Annotated in this window: 16 protein-coding genes; 6 read left to right on the forward strand and 10 right to left on the reverse strand. The window is 70.3% G+C overall.

The annotated features are described in order from the left end of the window. Positions 1 to 77: 77 nt before the first annotated feature. On the reverse strand, positions 78 to 1,685 hold the full coding sequence (locus tag ACQP1V_RS20490; protein WP_433425344.1) for an alcohol dehydrogenase catalytic domain-containing protein: 1,608 nt from the start codon (positions 1,683 to 1,685) through the stop codon (positions 78 to 80). An 89-nt stretch (positions 1,686 to 1,774) separates the two neighbouring features. Here ACQP1V_RS20490 and ACQP1V_RS20495 point away from each other — a divergent pair, with 89 nt between their 5' ends. Next, positions 1,775 to 2,734, forward strand: a complete 960-nt coding sequence (locus ACQP1V_RS20495) for an AraC family transcriptional regulator (protein WP_433425346.1) — start codon at positions 1,775 to 1,777, stop codon at positions 2,732 to 2,734. A 101-nt stretch (positions 2,735 to 2,835) separates the two neighbouring features. Here the strand turns inward: ACQP1V_RS20495 and ACQP1V_RS20500 are convergent, their stop codons facing one another. Further along, entirely contained in the window at positions 2,836 to 3,624 is a 789-nt protein-coding gene (locus ACQP1V_RS20500; RefSeq protein ID WP_433425348.1) for a helix-turn-helix domain-containing protein, read from the reverse strand. A gap of 88 nt (positions 3,625 to 3,712) precedes the next feature. Here ACQP1V_RS20500 and ACQP1V_RS20505 point away from each other — a divergent pair, with 88 nt between their 5' ends. Continuing rightward, positions 3,713 to 4,111 (forward strand): nuclear transport factor 2 family protein, encoded by a 399-nt coding sequence (locus tag ACQP1V_RS20505; protein ID WP_433425350.1) that lies wholly within the window; start codon positions 3,713 to 3,715, stop codon positions 4,109 to 4,111. Between the two features lie 105 nt (positions 4,112 to 4,216). Here the strand turns inward: ACQP1V_RS20505 and ACQP1V_RS20510 are convergent, their stop codons facing one another. The 3 genes from ACQP1V_RS20510 to ACQP1V_RS20520 form a co-directional block, all read right to left on the reverse strand. Further along, a complete protein-coding gene (locus ACQP1V_RS20510) occupies positions 4,217 to 4,687 on the reverse strand; it encodes a GbsR/MarR family transcriptional regulator (RefSeq protein ID WP_433425352.1) in 471 nt (156 codons plus the stop codon). Further along, the gene (locus tag ACQP1V_RS20515) at positions 4,684 to 5,502 is read right to left on the reverse strand and encodes an alpha/beta fold hydrolase (protein ID WP_433425354.1); all 819 of its coding nucleotides are present in this window, start codon (positions 5,500 to 5,502) and stop codon (positions 4,684 to 4,686) included. The genes ACQP1V_RS20510 and ACQP1V_RS20515 overlap by 4 nt, the downstream gene beginning before the upstream one ends. Positions 5,503 to 5,605: 103 nt before the next feature. Beyond that, complete coding sequence (locus tag ACQP1V_RS20520) at positions 5,606 to 5,959, reverse strand: ArsR/SmtB family transcription factor (RefSeq protein ID WP_387409553.1); 354 nt, start codon at positions 5,957 to 5,959, stop codon at positions 5,606 to 5,608. 50 nt (positions 5,960 to 6,009) lie between these two features. Here ACQP1V_RS20520 and ACQP1V_RS20525 point away from each other — a divergent pair, with 50 nt between their 5' ends. Continuing rightward, on the forward strand, positions 6,010 to 6,789 hold the full coding sequence (locus tag ACQP1V_RS20525; RefSeq protein ID WP_433425355.1) for an SDR family NAD(P)-dependent oxidoreductase: 780 nt from the start codon (positions 6,010 to 6,012) through the stop codon (positions 6,787 to 6,789). Positions 6,790 to 7,015: 226 nt separating this feature from the next. Here ACQP1V_RS20525 and ACQP1V_RS20530 read toward each other — a convergent pair whose 3' ends face one another. From ACQP1V_RS20530 to ACQP1V_RS20540, 3 genes are all read right to left on the reverse strand, one after another. After that, positions 7,016 to 7,513: an SRPBCC domain-containing protein gene (locus ACQP1V_RS20530; protein WP_433425357.1), complete on the reverse strand. Its 498-nt coding sequence runs from the start codon at positions 7,511 to 7,513 to the stop codon at positions 7,016 to 7,018. Between the two features lie 387 nt (positions 7,514 to 7,900). Continuing rightward, positions 7,901 to 9,463: an FAD-dependent oxidoreductase gene (locus ACQP1V_RS20535; protein WP_433425359.1), complete on the reverse strand. Its 1,563-nt coding sequence runs from the start codon at positions 9,461 to 9,463 to the stop codon at positions 7,901 to 7,903. A gap of 120 nt (positions 9,464 to 9,583) precedes the next feature. Then, the gene (locus ACQP1V_RS20540) at positions 9,584 to 10,600 is read right to left on the reverse strand and encodes a hypothetical protein (protein WP_433425361.1); all 1,017 of its coding nucleotides are present in this window, start codon (positions 10,598 to 10,600) and stop codon (positions 9,584 to 9,586) included. 115 nt (positions 10,601 to 10,715) lie between these two features. Here ACQP1V_RS20540 and ACQP1V_RS20545 point away from each other — a divergent pair, with 115 nt between their 5' ends. Together ACQP1V_RS20545 and ACQP1V_RS20550 are read left to right on the forward strand one after the other, a co-directional pair. Beyond that, a complete protein-coding gene (locus tag ACQP1V_RS20545; protein WP_433425363.1) occupies positions 10,716 to 11,312 on the forward strand; it encodes a TetR/AcrR family transcriptional regulator in 597 nt (198 codons plus the stop codon). Between the two features lie 147 nt (positions 11,313 to 11,459). Next, entirely contained in the window at positions 11,460 to 12,353 is an 894-nt protein-coding gene (locus tag ACQP1V_RS20550) for a pentapeptide repeat-containing protein (protein WP_433425365.1), read from the forward strand. On the opposite strand, the gene ACQP1V_RS20555 is transcribed toward ACQP1V_RS20550, so the two are convergent. Further along, complete coding sequence (locus ACQP1V_RS20555; RefSeq protein WP_433425367.1) at positions 12,340 to 13,113, reverse strand: SDR family NAD(P)-dependent oxidoreductase; 774 nt, start codon at positions 13,111 to 13,113, stop codon at positions 12,340 to 12,342. The genes ACQP1V_RS20550 and ACQP1V_RS20555 overlap by 14 nt on opposite strands. Before the next feature lie 40 nt (positions 13,114 to 13,153). Then, entirely contained in the window at positions 13,154 to 13,660 is a 507-nt protein-coding gene (locus ACQP1V_RS20560) for a MarR family winged helix-turn-helix transcriptional regulator (RefSeq protein ID WP_433425368.1), read from the reverse strand. Between the two features lie 128 nt (positions 13,661 to 13,788). On the opposite strand from ACQP1V_RS20560, the gene ACQP1V_RS20565 reads away from it, so the two are divergent. Next, positions 13,789 to 17,037: an efflux RND transporter permease subunit gene (locus ACQP1V_RS20565; RefSeq protein ID WP_433425370.1), complete on the forward strand. Its 3,249-nt coding sequence runs from the start codon at positions 13,789 to 13,791 to the stop codon at positions 17,035 to 17,037. The last annotated feature ends 59 nt before the right edge of the window (positions 17,038 to 17,096 follow it).

The raw sequence follows: 17,096 nt of genomic DNA on the forward strand, positions 1-17,096 counted from the left end.
GAAGGCACGGCGAGCCGGGCGGGCCGGACCGCGTCGCCACCGTCGACGGCTGCAGGGCGGCCGAATTCGGCTCTTGATCACGCCTCCACGTTCAGGACGACCTTTCCCCGAACAAGGCCGCGCTCGGCGGCCCGGTGCAGGTCTGCCAGGGACTCCAGCGGGCGAACGTCCGCCGTGACGTGGACCACGCCCTTGTCGATCAGCGCCGCGAGCTCGGCCAGCTGGCCCGGGTCGTTGCGGGCCACGAACCGGACGGCGCGCGGATGCTCGATCGGCTGGGTGATCGAGACGAACTCCTTGGCCAGCCGCGTCACCGAGGCGGGTACGTCGGCCACCAGGTTGATCAGCACGTCGTTGCCGCCCGGCAGGGGAGCGCTGGTGTAGTCGACGACCTCGTCGGCGCCCAGCGCCCGCACGGCAGCGGCACTGCGCGGGCCGGCGGTCGCCACCACGTACGCGCCCGCGTGCTTGGCCAGTTGCACGGCGAACAGCCCGACGCCGCCGCCGGCCCCGTTGATCAGCACCCGGGTGCCGCGGCCGACGCGGGCATGCTCGAAGACCGCCTGCCACGCGGTGAGCCCGGCCACCGGCACCGCGGCCGCGTCCGCCAGCGGAATCCGCTCCGGTGCCCCGGCCAGCGCGCTCGCCGTCGCGACCGCGTACTCGGCCGCCGCCCCGTCGATGAGCCCGAACACCCGGTCGCCGGGGGCGAAGTCACCCGCCCCGGTGACCACGGTGCCCGCGACGTCCCAGCCGAGCGTGTGCGGCAGCGTGACACCGAGCACGTCCTGCAGCAGGCCCATCCGCAGGCCGACCTCCGACGGGTTGAACGACGTGGCGGCCACCCTGATGAGCACCTCGCCCGGCCCGGGCTTCGGCACCGGCACCTCGTCCAGGGAGATCACCGAGGCGTCGCCGTACTCGTGGATGCGGGCGGCCCTCATGGTGCCGAGGAAGTCCGCGGCGTGCTCGCTCGCCCACGTCCCGAACGCGCTCGCGGGCGCCCCGGTGACCTCCTCCACGGTCCGGGTGGTGGGGCCCGGCTCGGCCATACTGCGCAGCATCCCGTCGACGGCCGGTGCGGGCCATCCCAGCCCGAGCAGCCGTCGCCTGGCCTCCTCTGGAGGCTCCTCCTCCCAGCGCACCGGCCGGCCGATCGCCCGCGCCTGCTCCCGCTGGGTCAGCGGCCGGGGTCCGGTCAGCGTGTAGACCGCGCCGTGGTGCCCTTCGCCGAGCAGCGCGCGCACCGCGACGGCTGCGATGTCCCGCTCGTGGATGGGGGAGAAGGCCGCGTCGCCGGACGGCTGCCGCACGACGCCCGCGCGGACCTGCTCGGCCCACCGCAAGGTGTTGGCCGCGAACGCGTGCGGCCGCAGCACCGTCCACTCCCGGGCGGTGCCGGCGATCAGGCGCTCGATCTCGACCTCGTGCGGGCGCGCGGCGGCCGAGGACAGGTAGACCACCCGCCGCGCTCCGATCAGCTCCAGCACCTCGCGGGCACCCTCGGCCGAGGCGAACGGCCACAGCAGAAACACCGCGTCGACACCGTCGAGAGCCGCCTTCAGCGCGACCGGGTCGGTCAGCGCTCTCGTCACCGTGCGGACGTCGGCGCCCGCGTTCTCAAGTTGGTTCACCAGCGGGCGGCCGATCGTGCCGGTCGCCCCGCTGACCAGGACTTTTGTCATGGCGTCAACCATAGGAGCCATGAAAGAGGCATCCAACGTGCTTCTATCTGCAATTTATACGCGATCGTCTCCCGGCCTAGACTTGCGCCATGGATGTGCTCAGCGACGTGGTCGCCTCCATGCGCATGGGCGTGCCGCGCTCGGCGCGGGTCGAGTGGCGGGCGCCCTGGGGGCAGCGGTTTCCGTCAGCGCCTGGTTCGGCGGGCTTCCAGGTGGTGCTGCAGGGCTCGTGCTGGGCGATCCCGCCGGAAGGTGAGCCGATCCCGGTCGGGACGGGCGACGTACTGTTCTTCCCCCACGGACACGGCTACACGCTGGCCGACTCGCCCACCAGCCCCATCGCGGAGCCCGACTGCGATCCGTATGCCGACGCCGAGCTGTTCGCCTCGGCTTCGATGGAGGGCGCCGGGCCCGTCACCGTGATCCTCTGCGGCGGCTACCAGCTCGACTCCCGCCGGGCGCATCCGCTGCTCAGAGGGCTGCCCGCGCTGATCCACCTGCCCGCCAGGCTGGGGCACAACACCGAGCTGCGCGCCGCCGTCGAGCTGCTCGGTAAAGAGATCGACGCCCCGCGGCCAGGCGCCGACATGGTGGTGTCAGCGCTGCTGGACATGCTGCTGCTGTACATCCTGCGCGCCTGGTTCGACGTCTCGATGGAGCACTGCAAAGTTGACGGCTGGGCCGCCGCTCTGGCTGACCCGGCCATCAGCGCCGCACTCGACGGCATCCACCGCGACCCCGCCCACCCGTGGACGGTCGAGTCGCTCGGCCGCCGCGCAGGGCTGTCCCGCGCGGCGTTCTCCCGCCGGTTCACCCAGTTCGTCGGGCAGCCGCCGCTGACCTATCTGACCTGGTGGCGGCTGGGCACGGCCGCGCGCATGCTGCGCGACTCCGACGCCGCGCTGAGCGGAGTCGCCGGCGCGGTCGGCTACGGCTCGGAGTTCGCTTTCGCCAATGCCTTCAAGCGCCAGTACGGCATGGCCCCCGGCAAATACCGCCGCCTGGGCTGCCCGCCTTCAGGCCGAACGGAGGCAGGCGCCGAGTGGTAGTCGATGATCGCGATGGCGGCCCGGTGGCTGCGCTGTTTCCTGACCTGCGGCGATCTTCGCGGCTGGTCAGGCCCGAGAACTCCTCGCCGCCGTCTTCTTGGTCACAGGGCAGGTGGCTTCCTGCCGGCGTCGGGTGAGGTGAAGTAGGCGGCGCTCTCGGCGTCCGTCGGGTAATACGACTCGATCGCGACCTCGTCCAGGGTGATGTCCATCGGCGTGCCGAACGTGGTGGTCGTCGAGAACAGCCGAAGCTCCCGTCCGCCGAAGCGGAAGATCATCGGGATGGCGACCTCGGACTCGACCGGTTGGCTCGCGTCCCCCGAGTGGGGGGCCAGGAGTTCCTCGTAGAGTGTGGTGAGCTCGGGGTCGGGAGCCGTGGCGAGCTGCCGTGTGATCCGGATATGCAGCAGCGCACGCACCTGCGCCAGGTTGACGATGTGCGGAGCGAGCCCGCGCGGGTCCAGCCCCAGCCGCACCATGTTGATCGGCGGGACCAGCAGGTCGGGGGCGATGCCGGCGAGGAACGGGTCAATGGCGCGATTGCTCATCACGATGTTCCACCGGCGATCGATGGCCAGCGCCGGATACGGCTCATGCGCGCGCAGCACCCATTCAATCGCGCCCCAGGCCGCAGACAGCGCCTTCTGATCGAGCGGCCGCTCGGCATAGCGGGGCGCGAAGCCGGCAGCCAGCAGCAGCCGGTTGCGCTCGCGCAACGGCACGTCGAGCTGCTCGGCCAGCCGCAGGATCATCTCGGCGCTCGGGTGGGACTTGCCGGTTTCCACCAGGCTGACGTGACGAGCCGACACGTCGGCGGCGATCGCGAGGTCCAGCTGGCTGAGCCGCCGGCGATGCCGCCACTGCCGCAGCAGTTCCCCCACCGTGTACATGGGTGACGATGCTACTCATCAGGAAGCAGAACGCCATGAAATGCGATTTCATCGACAACCATCCCGGACAGTGGGAACACTGCGGCCCATGACTACGCAGAACATGACCCACGACAACAAGAGCATCGTCCAGCAAGCGCTGACGGCACTGGTCGCGACCGGCGACGTCAACGCGCTCGCGCCCTTGCTGAGCGACGACTTCCTCCACCACCGGCCGGACGCGACCTCCAAGACGAAGTCAGAATGGCTGGCCGCCGTGGGCGCCGCGCTCGCTCCACTCGCCGGCATGCAGGTCGAGATCCAGCACGTGCTGGCCGACGGGGAACACGTCGTGATGCATTCGCGGCGCAGGCTGCCCGATGCCGGTCCGGAGATCATGGTCGTCGACATCTGGCGGCTCAACGACGGTCTGATCGCCGAGGCATGGGAAATCATCGAGCCGGTGTCCCAGGCGGCCGCCAACCTGACCTGGTGGGAGATTCGCTGATCGCCGACCCGGCCGCAAACCGGGCGCCGCGGCCGTGGACATCGTCGGGGAGGTCGGGGATCTCGCTGAGTTGCCGCAGGTCTTCGGCCGGTGTGGAGGACAAAATCATTCTGGGCGCCAACGGCTATTCCCGCGTTCCTCGACTCTGGATCTGCTGAGCAGCTGCTCTCCGACGTCGACATAGCCGGCGAACAGCCCGATCACGTCCTGGAGCCGATCTTGTGCCGGGCCGGGATTGACCAGGTCTTCGCCGTCGCGCAGGGCGGCGATCAGCGTTCTGGCCCGTGCATGGCTGGCCTCCAGCAGCGTCTCGATCCCGGCGGTGGCTTCGACGAGGAGCCTGCGGCTGCCGGGCTGCGGGATCACTCGGGCAAGCCCCCAGGAGTCCAGCTGCCGTACCGAGGTGCTCACCGCCCCCTTGCTCAGCTCCAGTTCGGCGGCGATCGCGTCGAGGGAGGCGGGCTCCTCGGTGACCAGGAGCAGCCCATAGACGCGGCCGGTCGCGTGCGGCAGGTTCCACGAGGCCAGCAGGTCACCTACCGACGTGATGAACGCGCGGCGCCTGGCCTCGCTCATCGGGGTGCCCGCCTCGACGCCGGCACCGTACGCAAGAACATCTCGATCGCCTCGTTCACCGTCTGAGGGGCGTCCTGGTTCGCGATGTGGCCCGCGCCGGGGATGACGACCTCCTCGACGCCTTCGGCCTGAGCCCATCGGGGCATGGCGGAGGCGATGTTGCCGGTCCGGTCGTGCTCGCCGCGGATCAGGCACAGTGGCACCGGCGTGCGAAAGCCGGGATCGGGGGTGAGGAACTCGACGGTTGCCCGCCACACCTGGAGGAACTCCTTCTTCGGCAACTGCGAGAAGGCCCGCCGGGCATCGGCCCGCGCGGTCTCGCTCACCGCGGAGGCCTCCGCCATCAGGCGGGGAAGGTTCTTGGCCGGGATCATCGCCAGGCTCGGCGTGGCCATTTTCACCAGCAGATGCTCCTTCCATGACAGCGGTGCCGTGTTCCACGCCGCGCCGATCACGACCAGCGCCCGGGCCAGGTCCGGGTACCGCCGCACGATCGCCTGACTGAGGTTGCCGCCGAGCGACTGTCCCACCAGCACCGGCCGGTCAAGCGCGAGGTGCTCGATCAGCGCGCGCAGGTCCGAGACCGCCCGTTCGGCGGTGAAACCGGCACCGGCCGGGCGAGACAGCCCGTGGCCGCGCATGTCCCATACGACGACCCGATACCCCCGGGCAGGCAGATACTCGCGCTGAGCGTCGAACATCACATGATCGGCCCCGGCGCCGTGCGAGAACACCAGCGGTACGCCGTCACCGCCGGTGTCGGCGTAGCGGACAGCGCAACCATCCAGCGACAGTGTCTCGGGCAAATTCACCATTTACTAAATATAGTGAATTTCGTACCAGATGTGGAGCCGGTGCGGGGAGGTGTCAGAGCGCCGCCTGCTCCCGCGTCCACCTCCGGGTCGAGCCCGGCCGGGGTCAGGCGAGGCGCGGGTCGTCGGCCACCCCGACGTGCGCGCCGACGTCGTCGCTGTGGGCCACGTCGAGCACCGCGTCCAGCAGGCCGGGAAAGCGGACGTCCAGGTCGCCGCGGCGCAGTTCGACGAAGCAGCGGGTGCCTTCCTGGCGGGTCCGGGTGATGCCGGCGTCGCGCAGTACGCGCAGATGGTGGCTGAGCGTCGACTTGGCCACGGGTGCGCGAAGCTCGCCCCACCCCCGCTCGCGGCCGTCGGCCAGTACGCGTACCAGCCCGATGCGGATCGGGTCGCTGAGCGCGCCCATCACTGCGACGAGGGTCATCTCCTCGAGCTCGGGATGGTGCGCCTGCTTCACGGCCGCAATGCTACCGTGTTCGATGTTTCACGAACAACGAACAAGGAGTCATGGTGCACGACCGGTCGCACGCGGACCTCAACGGACACTTCACCGGCAAGGTGGTCATCGTCACCGGCGCCGGCTCGGGCATCGGCCGTGCCGCCGCCCGGGCCTTCGCCCGCGCCGGAGCCCACGTGCTCGGCGTCGCCCGCCGCAAGGAGGCGCTGGAGGAAACCGCCGCCGGTCATCCGCGGGTCGCCGTCCACGCCGCCGACCTGCGTGACCCGCACACGCCCCAGCAGGTCGTCGACGCCGCCGTCGCCCTGTGGGGCAGAGTGGACGTGCTGGTCAACAACGCTGGCGCCACCAAGATGATGCCCCTGGCCGACACCACCGCCGACGGCATCACCGACCTGTTCGCTCTCAACGTCACCGCGCCCAGCCTGCTCGCCGGCGCCGCCCTGCCCCACCTGCGCGGCACCGCGGGCTCCATCGTCAACGTCTCCAGCACCTACGGCCACCGGCCGCTGCCCGGCGGCGCCCATTACGCCGCCTCCAAGGCCGCCCTCGAACATCTCACCCGCAGCTGGGCGGTGGAACTGGCCGCCGACGGCGTCCGCGTCAACGCCGTGGCCCCCGGCCCCACCGAAAGCCAGGCCCTGACCGCCGCGGGGCTGCCGGAGCCCGTCATCGAACAGATCAAGCGCGACGAGGCCGCCCGCATCCCGCTCGGCCGCCGCGGCGAACCCGACGAGGTCGCCGTGTGGATCCTGCGCCTGGCCGATCCCGCCGCGACCTGGCTGACCGGCCAGATCCTCACCGTCGACGGCGGCCTGGAACTCACGTAGGGGCTGTACGGAGTTGAGATCAGTAGGATTCGCCTGCGCCTCGGTCTCTGATGGACAGGCGCCCGCCACGTTTGATCAGGTCGCCGGGCGGCGCCCGTGGATCCACGGGCGCCGCCGATGCCGCGGTATACCTCGACCGGGATGGGCTGGAGGCCGTCGCGCATGCGGCTGGTGTGGCGGCGGCTCCTCTCCCGCGCCGGGGCATGGGGGAGGGGACGCCGGACGGTCAGCGTGATCTGTAGTAGCCGAGCAGGGCTTCCCAGCGGGCGCGCGGCCAGCGGGGCCAGTCGATGCGCCGCCCTTCGAGCGAGTCGGCCAGGAAGTCGAGGTGGGCGTGCCAGAACGCCAGGACCTTGGCCGCCTCGTCGCCGTAGTCGCCGGTGGCGCTGAAGAGGAGCAGGCAGCCGCTGCCGTCGCCCTCGAGCTCCCAGCGGAGGGCGCCGTGCGTGTCGGTGTCGATCTGGAAGATGTGCGGTGGTTTGTACGCGCTGATCAGGCCGTGGACGGCGGGGGCGCTCTGGCTGCCGTGCTCGTCCGTGCCGAGCCACCGCAGGGTGACCTGGCCGCCGAGGTGGTGCTCGACCTCGGCCTCGGCGAGCCATTCGATCAGGTGCTTGGCCTCGCTGATCGCGCGCCAGACGCGCTCGACGGGGTGGGGGAGGCGGCGCTCGAAACGCAGGGTACAGGTGTCGCCGGTCGTGGACACGCTGCCGTACTCGGTCATGGTGTTCCCTCCCGTATTCCTCATCAGGCTAACTCGCATGCCGCGAGATCCCGTTCCGGGACCGGAACGGCGCGTGCGCGCGTGGACGCGGCCGGTCGGCGAGCTATTGAAATCTACAACGTAAAGGCGCGGGGGTCGTGCAAGATCAGCATGACCGAACACCACAACGCAAAACCCCTCTGCAACAGACCAGGCCGTCCGAGCGGACGGCCTGGTTATCCGGGCGCCGCCGCGGGCGTGCGGCACCTGTGGCCGCTGTGCCGCCCGCGCCGGCGTCCCATGAGCATGGCCGGTCGCGCAGCGCCGTGCCGCCGGAGGTGAACCGTTCGCGGTTCCTTGGCGGGCAGCGGCGGTGCGATGAAGGTCCGGCGTCTTCTGGGATTCCTCTCAGGCGTGGGTGGGTTCGGTGACACCGAACCACTGCTGCAAGGCTGTCCGGAGTGCCTCCATTTCCGTGGGATCTGGCTGGGGTGACGCGGATGCCCAGGCCACATAGCAGTCCGGTCGAAGGAGCAGGGCGGTGGGCGCTGACGCCTGGGGGCGGGCGGTGACGATGTCGACGTGGTCCTGCGGCAGGGCAAGCGTCTCCGCCAGGGATGCTTCTTCGGTCAGGTCAAGCAGCAGGGGGCGTGCCGTTCTGGTCAGCTCGGCCAGCCGGACCGGCCCGGCCGGGGTGTGCAGTTCCATGTCCGGGGCGAACCGGCCGATCAGTGGGTGCGCTTCGGGTACGCCCATGTCGTAGCGGGTGTCGGCGCCTGCGACGAGTTCGGCGAGGCGCCGTACGGTGCTTTGGTCGCGGAGCAGTTCGGTGAACACTTCGCGCAGTCCGGTGACGTCGCCGCCGGGGGCTATCAGGGCCGACTGTGCCTGCGCGTTCAACACCATGCGGCGGGCGGCTGATCGCCGCTCCGTCTCGTAACTGTTCAGCAGTCCGGGCGGGGCACTGCCGCGGACCACGGCGGCGAGTTTCCAGCCGAGGTTGACCGCGTCCTGCAGGCCGAGGTTGAGCCCGGGTCCTCCCCCCGTGGCGGCGTACACGTGGGCGGCATCACCGATCAGGAACACGCGGCCGTCGGAGAACCGTTCGGCGACTCGGGTGTTTCCGCCGGTCAGGCGGCGCAGCACGTGCGGCCCTTCGCCGTCGGGCGGACCGAGTGGCACGTCGACGCCGAGTACGCGGCGGATGCTCGCCCGCAACTCGTCAAGGCTCATTGGAGCGTCGGTCTCGGACTGGTCCCACTCTGTGGTGCTGATCAGCGGCGGGTGGCCGGGCATCGGTGCGTAGGAGAACCCGCCGCGCTCGGTGCGGCGGGGCAGGAACGGCGGAACCGCGCCGTGGCCGGGCACGTTCAGCGCACCGGTCGCGGGATCAACCCAGTCCGCCGGGATCGTCGCGTGCGCGGTGCGGACGGTCATCCGGTCGTAGGTGACGCCGGGGAATTCGATGCCGGAGAGTTTGCGCGTGGTGCTGTGTGCGCCATCCGCGCCGATGAGGTACCGGGCCCGCAGCTGGTATGGCCCGCTCGGACTCGCGACGTCGACGGTGACCGCGTCGTCGTCCTGCGACAGGCCGACGACCTCGTGTCCCTGTCGGATTTCCACGCCCAGTTCGATGGCGCGCTCCTGCAGCACCTGCACTATGCGGCGCTGCGGCACCGGCAGGGCATAAATGGGGCTGTCCTCCAGCATGCCCAGGTCCAGGCCCATCGCGCCGAACATGAAGTATGCGGAGTTCGGCTGCGGTGGTTCTTGGCTGCCGCTGAGGCGTTCGTGCAGCCCCCGGTGGTCGAGCACTTTCACGACCTGGCCGAGCAGTCCGTTCGCTTTGGGTTCCTGGCTTATCTCCGGTAGCCGCTCCAGCAGGATCGGCCGGACCCCTGCCAGGCTGAGTTCGCAGGCCAGCATCAGCCCGTTCGGGCCGCCTCCGGCGATGACGACATCTGTGATCACGATTTCTCCTTCGTTCGCATGGAATTCGCATGAAAAAGGGCAGGGCGGATGGAGCGCTGAAGCGCATGGCCGGTGGGCGGCGCCGGTGCGGCTCGCTTCGGGTTGCGGTCCTTGCCGTGGTCAGCCGCGGTAGTACTCGGCGAGGGTGGTGAAGGCGGCCTTGGGTTCCCATGGCATGTCGGGGTAGGTGGCTCCGAGGCGGTCTTCGTAGACCTTGACGATGCCGTAGCTGGCCAGGTCCAGGTCCTCGTGGGGGAGGCCGTCGGGACGGTGCACATGGTCGTACAGCGCGAAGGTGAACACGAAGGCGCTGTCGATGCCTCCGGCTTCGAATGCCTCCAGCAGCTCGTGCACGTACGCGGCCTGACCGGCCTCGTCCCGGGCGTACTCGCCGTTCAACCGAACGGGACCGTTCTTGTCGTACTCGACGATCTCCAGGCCGAGAGCGCCCCGCTCGCCGGCGCCCTGGTAGCCGGCGGCGCCGAACTCGGTGATCGCGACCGGCTTTCCCTGCGCGACCAGGCCGCGGACGCCGTCGGCGAAACGGTCAGCGATCTCGGCCGACCGATAGAGATCCACGGACATGAAGTCGAAGAGTGCCCAGTCGACGCGCTCAAGCGGTACGGAGGCGTAGGTCACCTTGCCGCCGAAGCGTGCGCGGACGAGCGCCACGGCCGTGCCGAGGAACTCGTTGACGCGTGCGCTGACCTCGCCGATCTGCTCGCGCACGCGATCTGGCCGGCTCAGCAGCGCGATCCGCTCGTCGGTGCTGTCACCGGGCAGGAACCCGGGATTCATCAAGCTCAGCTCGGCGCCGGTGACGAAAACGACCTCGGCTCCTCGCGACCTCAGCCGCTCCGCGCGTTCGGCGCAGTCCGCGAACAGCTTCAGCATCTCCTCGGTGGCCCGTTCGAGGGGGTAGGGGGAGAACCAGACCTCCAGGCCCAGGTCGGCCGCGTGCGTCGCCGCCAGCTCTATCCGTTCCGGGTCGCCGCCCATGATGCGGACCGCGTTGCAGTTCAGGTCATCGCGGATGATGCGCAGCTCGCGCTTGACCGTCTCCGGGTTGAAGTGCTTGCGAGAGGTCGCTCCGTTCTTGACGAAGCCGGTGTCGTAGCTGATGCCTTTGGCGCGCACGGGTTCCTTCTCCTACAAGGTGCTCTTACGGTACTGGCCGTACCCTAATTGCCGCTGTCCAGCATTGGCAACCAGAATGAGGAGGTACGAGCAGTACCGTTCCCGGGGAGGGGTCATGGCGGGGAATCCGACGCGGCGGCGCGGAGCGGCCCTGGAGGAGGCGATCCTGCACGCTGCGGTGGAGGAGCTCACCGAGTCCGGATACGCCGGGTTGACCATGGACAAGGTCGCCGCTCGCGCCGGCACCAACAAGAACGCCATCTACCGACGTTGGCCGAACCGCCTGGCGCTCGGCATCGCCGCCTATCGGCAGCTGGCCACGACGGTCCCGCTCGCGGACACCGGCAGCCTGCGCGGTGACGTCCTGGAACTGCTACGCCAGGCCAACCGTCACTGGAGTTCCCCGTTCGGCGCGATCCTGCGCGAGCTGTTCGCCGCGGCCGGCGGCACGTCGGAGCTCCTCGCGCAGTTGCAGGACCAGTCCGGTGACGCCGTGGCCGCCCCCTGGCTGACCATCCTGGGGCGCGCGGTCGCACGCGGTGAAGCAGCGCCCGAAGCGCTTCATCCACGGGTCGCCACGGTGGCCATCGTCCTGCTGCGCAACGAGTTCGTCGTGCGCGGAGTCCCTACCGCACCCGACGACGTCCTCGTCGAGATCGTCGACGAGGTGTTCCTGCCCTTGGTGCGGCGGCGCGGGCCGACCTCAAGCTGATCTTCCGCGCTGTTGCTGAGACCTGTAGTGGAGGGCCGATAAGGCGGCTCGGGAGAGGTGGCGGGTCGGGGAGAATGGGGGAACGTCGCGAGCGGGTCCGGCCCGCCCTCGCGTTCGCCGCTCTTTCCTGGCAGGAGACCCCGTACGTTGTCCCAGCAGCAGCACGCTCCGTCCACTGAGATCGACCGTCTCGGCCTGCGCGCCGACTGCGCGAGCTGCTTCGGGCTGTGCTGTGTCGCGCTGCCTTTCGCCGCTTCGGCCGACTTCGCCGTCGACAAGGACGCGGGGAAGCCGTGCGCGAACCTGCGGGACGACTTCCGCTGCGGCATCCACGCGCATCTGCGTGAGCGCGGCTTCGCGGGCTGCACCGTTTTCGACTGCCTGGGGGCCGGGCAGAAGGTCTCCCAGGTCACCTTCGGAGGGCGGGACTGGCGGCGGAACCCGGACACGGCGCGGCGGATGTTCGACGTGTTCGCCGTCATGCGCCAGCTCCACGAGCTGCTCTGGTACGTCAACGAGGCGTTGTCGCTGGCGGCGGCCCGCCCGGTTCACGATGATCTCCGTACCGCCCTGGACGGCATCGACCGGCTCACCCGGGAGAGCGCCGAAACGCTCGCGGAGACGGACGTGGCGGCGGTGCGCGCGGAGGTCAGCGCGCTGCTGCTGCGCGCCAGCGAGCTGGCGCGGGCGGGGGTTGCGGGGCGGAAGCGGAACCACCGGGGCGCCGATCTGATCGGGGCCAGGCTCAGGGGCGCCGACCTGCGGGGTGCCAACCTGCGCGGCGCGTACCTCATCGCGGCCGATCTGGCGGGTGCGGACCTGCGGACGGCGGATCTGATCGGCGCGGACCTGCGGGACGCCGATCTGAGCGGCGCCGATCTCACTGGGAGCATCTTCCTCACCCAGGCCCAGGTCAACGCGGCCAGGGGCGACGGCGCGACCCGGCTGCCGGCGGCGCTGGCGCGTCCGGCGCACTGGCGGGAGGGGGCGCGGCCGCGCCGGAGCGGTGCGCCCCGGCGCGGACGGGTCAGTGGACGCTGAATCCGCCGTCGACGCAGATGGCCTGGCCGGTGACGTACGCGGAGGCGTCGCCGGCGAGGAAGACGGCGACGCCGGCGAAGTCGGCGGGGAGGCCGTTGCGGCCGGTCATGGTGCGGGCGGCGAGTGTTTCGACGCGTCCGGGTACGGCCTGGGCGGGCTCGGTGAGCGGGGTGAGCACGAATCCGGGGATGATCGTGTTGCTGGTGACGCCGCGGGCGGACCAGGCCTCGGCCTGTGAGCGGGTGAGGCCGCAGATGGCCGCCTTGGACGCGCCGTAGGCTCCGCTGTCGCCGAACGCGCTGATCGACTGCTGGGAGCCGATGTTGATGATGCGGCCCCAGCCCCTGTCCGCCATGCGGGGGGCGAAGTGCTGGCCGAGCAGGTAGGGGGCGGTGAGGTTGACGGCGATCGTCTGGTCGTAGTCGTCGACGGTGAGGTCGCCCATGGGGGTGCGGATGTTGTTGGCGGCGTCGTTGACGAGGATGTCGATGTCGCCGAAGAACTCGGGGGCTTCGGCGCAGACGCGGGCGACGGCGGCCCGGTCGCCGAGGTCGGCGCTGATGGCGGCGGCGTTTACGCCGTGTTCTTCGAGGGTTCGTACGGTGGCGGCGAGCTCGGCGGGGCGGCGGGCGACGATGACGACGGAGGCGCCGGCGCGGCCGATGGCCTCGGCCATGGCCTGTCCGATGCCGGAGCTTCCGCCGGTGATGAGGGCGGTGCGGCCACGGAGGGAGAAGAGTTCGGCAGCGTAGGACGACATAGCGGATCATCCTACCTTTGTCGTCTGGGTCGGGGCGGGGTCAGTGGGCGGCGGAGCGTCCGCTCTCGGTGAGCATGGAGTCGGCGGCCGCCTGGAGCTTGATCATCACCTGTTCGAGGGTGTTGAGGGTCTCGGTGTCGAGCCGGTCGAGCAGGCGCATGTAGTTGGCCGTACCGGCGTCGATGAGCTCCTCGGCGAGGAGGCGGCCGCGGGTGGTGAGCTCGACGAGGCGGACCCGGCGGTCGGCGGGGTCCTCGCGGCGGCTGACGAGGCCCTGGGCGACGAGGCGGTCGACGATGCCGGTGACCGTGCCGAGGCCGACGCCGAGCGCTCTGGCGAGGTGCTGCCCGGAGGAGGCGTCGCGGAAGAAGAGCATCACGACGACCTTGAGCTGCTGCATGGTGAGGCTGGAGGCGAGCAGTGGGGTGGAGCGGTCGTGGGCGAGGAAGCGGCCGAGTGTCCGCTGGAGCTGGGTGAGCCGGTCGATGAGCGCGTGGCGCTCGTCTCGCTCGCCGCCGGCCTGTCCTGTCGCCTGATTGTCGCCCACGTTCACCTCTCGCCGTCGGCCAGTCAGGTTACCAGTCATTAACACGAAGGCGAATTATTCGTATTACACGAAGTGTTAGGGTGGGGCGAATAGTTTCCCCAAGATCATCCGTGAAGGAGCTCCGCCAGATGACGTTCCTGGCTCGCCTGAGCCTGGCCAACCGCACACTTGTGGTGATGATCGCGGTCGTGCTCAGCGCGCTCGGCGCCTTCGCGATCCCCTCTCTCAAACAGCAGCTGTTCCCGTCCCTGAGCTTCCCCGGGGCGTTCGTGGTGGCCGCCTATCCCGGCGCCTCGCCCGAGATCGTCGAGGAACAGGTCACCAAGCCGATCGAGAACAGTTTCCAGGGCATCGCGGGCGCGACCGACATCACCTCGACGTCCAAGGAAGGACTGGCGCAGGTTCAGGTCGCGTTCGAGTATGGCACCGATATCGACGCGGCCGTGGCCAAGATGCAGCAGGCCGTGGGGCGGATCGGCTCCCGGCTGCCCGCGGGCGTCGACCCGCAGGTGGTCGCGGGGAACACCGACGACATCCCGGTGATGGTGATCGCGGTGGGTGACGCGGGCGACCAGCACACCATGTTCGACCGGCTCGAACGCTCGATGGTGCCCAAGCTGCGCAGCATCGACGGCGTACGCGACGCGACCGTCTCCGGCGCGCGGGAGAAGCAGGTCGTCATCACCCCGGACCAGATGAAGCTCGCGCTGCGCGGCCTTTCCGCGGCGTCGATCCCGGAGGTGCTGCGCGCGAACGGTGTGGCGATCCCCGCGGGCGCGCTCACGGAGAAGGACCGGACGCTGACCGTGCAGGTCGGGGACCGGATCGAGACGGTCGATGACCTGAAGAACCTGTACCTGGCCCCCGCGGCGCCGCAGGCGGGCACGGGCGCCGGAGCCTCCGGGGGCGGAGCCGGGGCGGCCGGCCGGACCGGATCGGCGGCGGGAGCCGCCGGTGCCGCGGCGGGCGGTCAGCTTCCGGGGCGGGTGTCGGCCGCGCCGAAGCCGGTCAAGCTGGGTGACGTCGCCGACATCGCGGTCAAGGACTCCGACGCGACCACGCTCACCCGGACGAACGGCAAGCCGAGCCTGGGCGTGTCGATCACGATGAAGCCGGACGGCAACGCGGTGCGGATCTCGCATGACGTGCGCGCGGCGCTGCCGGAGCTGACCCGCGCGGTCGGGGACGCCTCGGAGCTGACGGTGGTGTTCGACCAGGCGCCGTACGTGGAACGGTCGATCGAGGACCTGACCACCGAGGGTCTGCTCGGTCTGGCGTTCGCGGTGCTGGTCATCCTGGTGTTCCTGCTGTCGGTGCGGTCCACGATCGTGACGGCGGTGTCGATCCCGCTGTCGGTGGTGATGGCGCTGATCGCGCTGTGGGTGGGCGACTACTCGCTGAACATGCTGACGCTGGGCGCGTTGACGATCGCGGTCGGCCGCGTGGTGGACGACTCGATCGTGGTGCTGGAGAACGTCAAGCGGCACCTCGGGTACGGCGAGGACAAGCGGCAGGCGATCCTCACGGCGGTGCGCGAGGTGGCGGGGGCGGTGACGGCGTCCACGCTGACGACGGTCGCGGTGTTCCTGCCGATCGCGTTCGTCGGCGGCATGGTCGGGCAGCTCTTCAGCCCGTTCGCGGTGACGGTGACGGTCGCGCTGCTGGCGTCGCTGGTGGTGTCGCTGACGGTGATCCCGGTGCTGGCGTACTGGTTCCTGAAGGCTCCGGCGCTGTCGCCGGCCGAGGCGGAGGCCGTGCGGGAGGAGGCGGAGCTGCGGGAGCTGCGCAGCCCGCTGCAGCGGATGTATCTGCCGGTGCTGCGGTTCGCGACGCGGCGTCGGCTGGTGACGCTGGTGATCGGCCTGGTGGTGTTCGCCGGGACGATGGCGCTGGTGCCGAACCTGAAGACGAACTTCCTCGACTCCTCGGGCAACGACTCGATCCAGGTGACGCAGCGGATGCCCGTGGGGACGGCGCTGGCGACCACGGACGCGGCGGCCAAGAAGGTCGAGGCGGTCTTCGGCGAGTTCTCGCAGATCGCGTCGTACCAGGTCACGGTGGGCGGCGGCAACCAGTTCATGGGCGGGCTCGGCGGCAGCGCCGACCGGGCGTCGTACTCGGTGACGGTGGGCGAGGGCGTGGACGCGTCGGCGTTCCAGGACTCGCTGCGGGACCGGCTGAAGGACCTGTCCGGCGCGGGAGAGATCACGGTCGGCGGCTCGGATGGCGGGTTCGCCTCCGACCAGGTGCAGGTGATCCTGCAGGGCGCGGACAGCGATGAGCTGAAGACGGCGGCGACCGCGGTGCGGGAGGCGATGGCCGGGGTCAAGGGCCTGCGGGACGTCGCCTCCAACCTGGAGGCCAGCGCGCCCCGGATCGAGGTCCACGTGGACCGGGAGAAGGCGGCCGCCAAGGGGCTGAGCGAGGCGACCGTGGGCCAGTTCGTGGCGCAGGCGTTCCGCGGCGCGCCGGTGGGGTCGATCAGCCTGGACGGGCGCTCCAGCGACATCGTGCTGCGGACGGGTGACGCTCCGGCGAGCCTGGCGGCGATCGAGAAGATCACGCTGCCGACGGCGTCGGGGCTGGTGAAGCTGAGCTCGGTGGCGGACGTGGTCCGGGCGGACGGTCCGACGCAGATCACCCGCCAGGACGGCGACCGTACGGCGACGGTGTCGGGTAAGGCGGACGCGGCCGATCTGGGTGCGATCACGGTGAAGGTGAAGGACACGCTGGCGGGCGTGAAGCTGCCGGCAAGCGTGACGTACAAGATCGGCGGCGCGAGCGCGGAGCAGGAGAAGGCGTTCGGGGATCTCGGGCTGGCGATGATGCTGGCGGTGGCCATCGTGTTCATGATCATGGTGGCGACGTTCCGGAGCTTCGTGCAGCCGCTGATCCTGCTGGTGTCGATCCCGTTCGCGGCGACCGGCGCGATCGGGCTGCTGCTGGCGACGAACACGGCGCTGGGGGTCCCGGCGTTGATCGGCATGCTGATGCTGATCGGCATCGTGGTGACGAACGCGATCGTGCTGATCGACCTGGTCAACCAGTACCGCGAGCAGGGGCTGGGGATCGTGGAGGCGGTACTGGAGGGCGGCCGGCGGCGGTTGCGGCCGATCCTGATGACCGCGATCGCGACGATCTGCGCGCTGACGCCGATGGCGCTGGGCGTGACCGGGTCGGGCGGGTTCATCTCGCAGCCGCTGGCGATCGTGGTGATCGGCGGGTTGATCTCCTCGACGCTGCTGACGCTGGTGCTGGTGCCGACGCTCTACACGATGGTGGAGCGGACCAAGGAGCGGATGCGCCGCACGCCGAAGAACCGGCCGGCGTCGGAGGTGAAGGTGTACGACAAGGACGCGCTCGCGTCGTCCACGTAGGGCGGGAAGCGGCGTCCGCGCGGCGCTGTGGGTTTCGCGCCGGTTCTCCCGTGATGGCT

Source organism: Microtetraspora malaysiensis, from assembly GCF_050947145.1.
Taxonomy (GTDB): Bacteria; Actinomycetota; Actinomycetes; order Streptosporangiales; family Streptosporangiaceae; genus Microtetraspora_A; species Microtetraspora_A malaysiensis.

What these genes read in the sequence shown, in the direction of transcription:
- ACQP1V_RS20490 (WP_433425344.1), bottom strand. Translation starts at nt 1,685, where the DNA reads ATGACAAAAGTCCTGGTCAGCGGGGCGACCGGCACGATCGGCCGCCCG.
- ACQP1V_RS20495 (WP_433425346.1), top strand. Translation starts at nt 1,775, where the DNA reads ATGGATGTGCTCAGCGACGTGGTCGCCTCCATGCGCATGGGCGTGCCG.
- ACQP1V_RS20500 (WP_433425348.1), bottom strand. Translation starts at nt 3,624, where the DNA reads ATGTACACGGTGGGGGAACTGCTGCGGCAGTGGCGGCATCGCCGGCGG.
- ACQP1V_RS20505 (WP_433425350.1), top strand. Translation starts at nt 3,713, where the DNA reads ATGACTACGCAGAACATGACCCACGACAACAAGAGCATCGTCCAGCAA.
- ACQP1V_RS20510 (WP_433425352.1), bottom strand. Translation starts at nt 4,687, where the DNA reads ATGAGCGAGGCCAGGCGCCGCGCGTTCATCACGTCGGTAGGTGACCTG.
- ACQP1V_RS20515 (WP_433425354.1), bottom strand. Translation starts at nt 5,502, where the DNA reads ATGGTGAATTTGCCCGAGACACTGTCGCTGGATGGTTGCGCTGTCCGC.
- ACQP1V_RS20525 (WP_433425355.1), top strand. Translation starts at nt 6,010, where the DNA reads ATGGTGCACGACCGGTCGCACGCGGACCTCAACGGACACTTCACCGGC.
- ACQP1V_RS20530 (WP_433425357.1), bottom strand. Translation starts at nt 7,513, where the DNA reads ATGACCGAGTACGGCAGCGTGTCCACGACCGGCGACACCTGTACCCTG.
- ACQP1V_RS20545 (WP_433425363.1), top strand. Translation starts at nt 10,716, where the DNA reads ATGGCGGGGAATCCGACGCGGCGGCGCGGAGCGGCCCTGGAGGAGGCG.
- ACQP1V_RS20555 (WP_433425367.1), bottom strand. Translation starts at nt 13,113, where the DNA reads ATGTCGTCCTACGCTGCCGAACTCTTCTCCCTCCGTGGCCGCACCGCC.
- ACQP1V_RS20565 (WP_433425370.1), top strand. Translation starts at nt 13,789, where the DNA reads ATGACGTTCCTGGCTCGCCTGAGCCTGGCCAACCGCACACTTGTGGTG.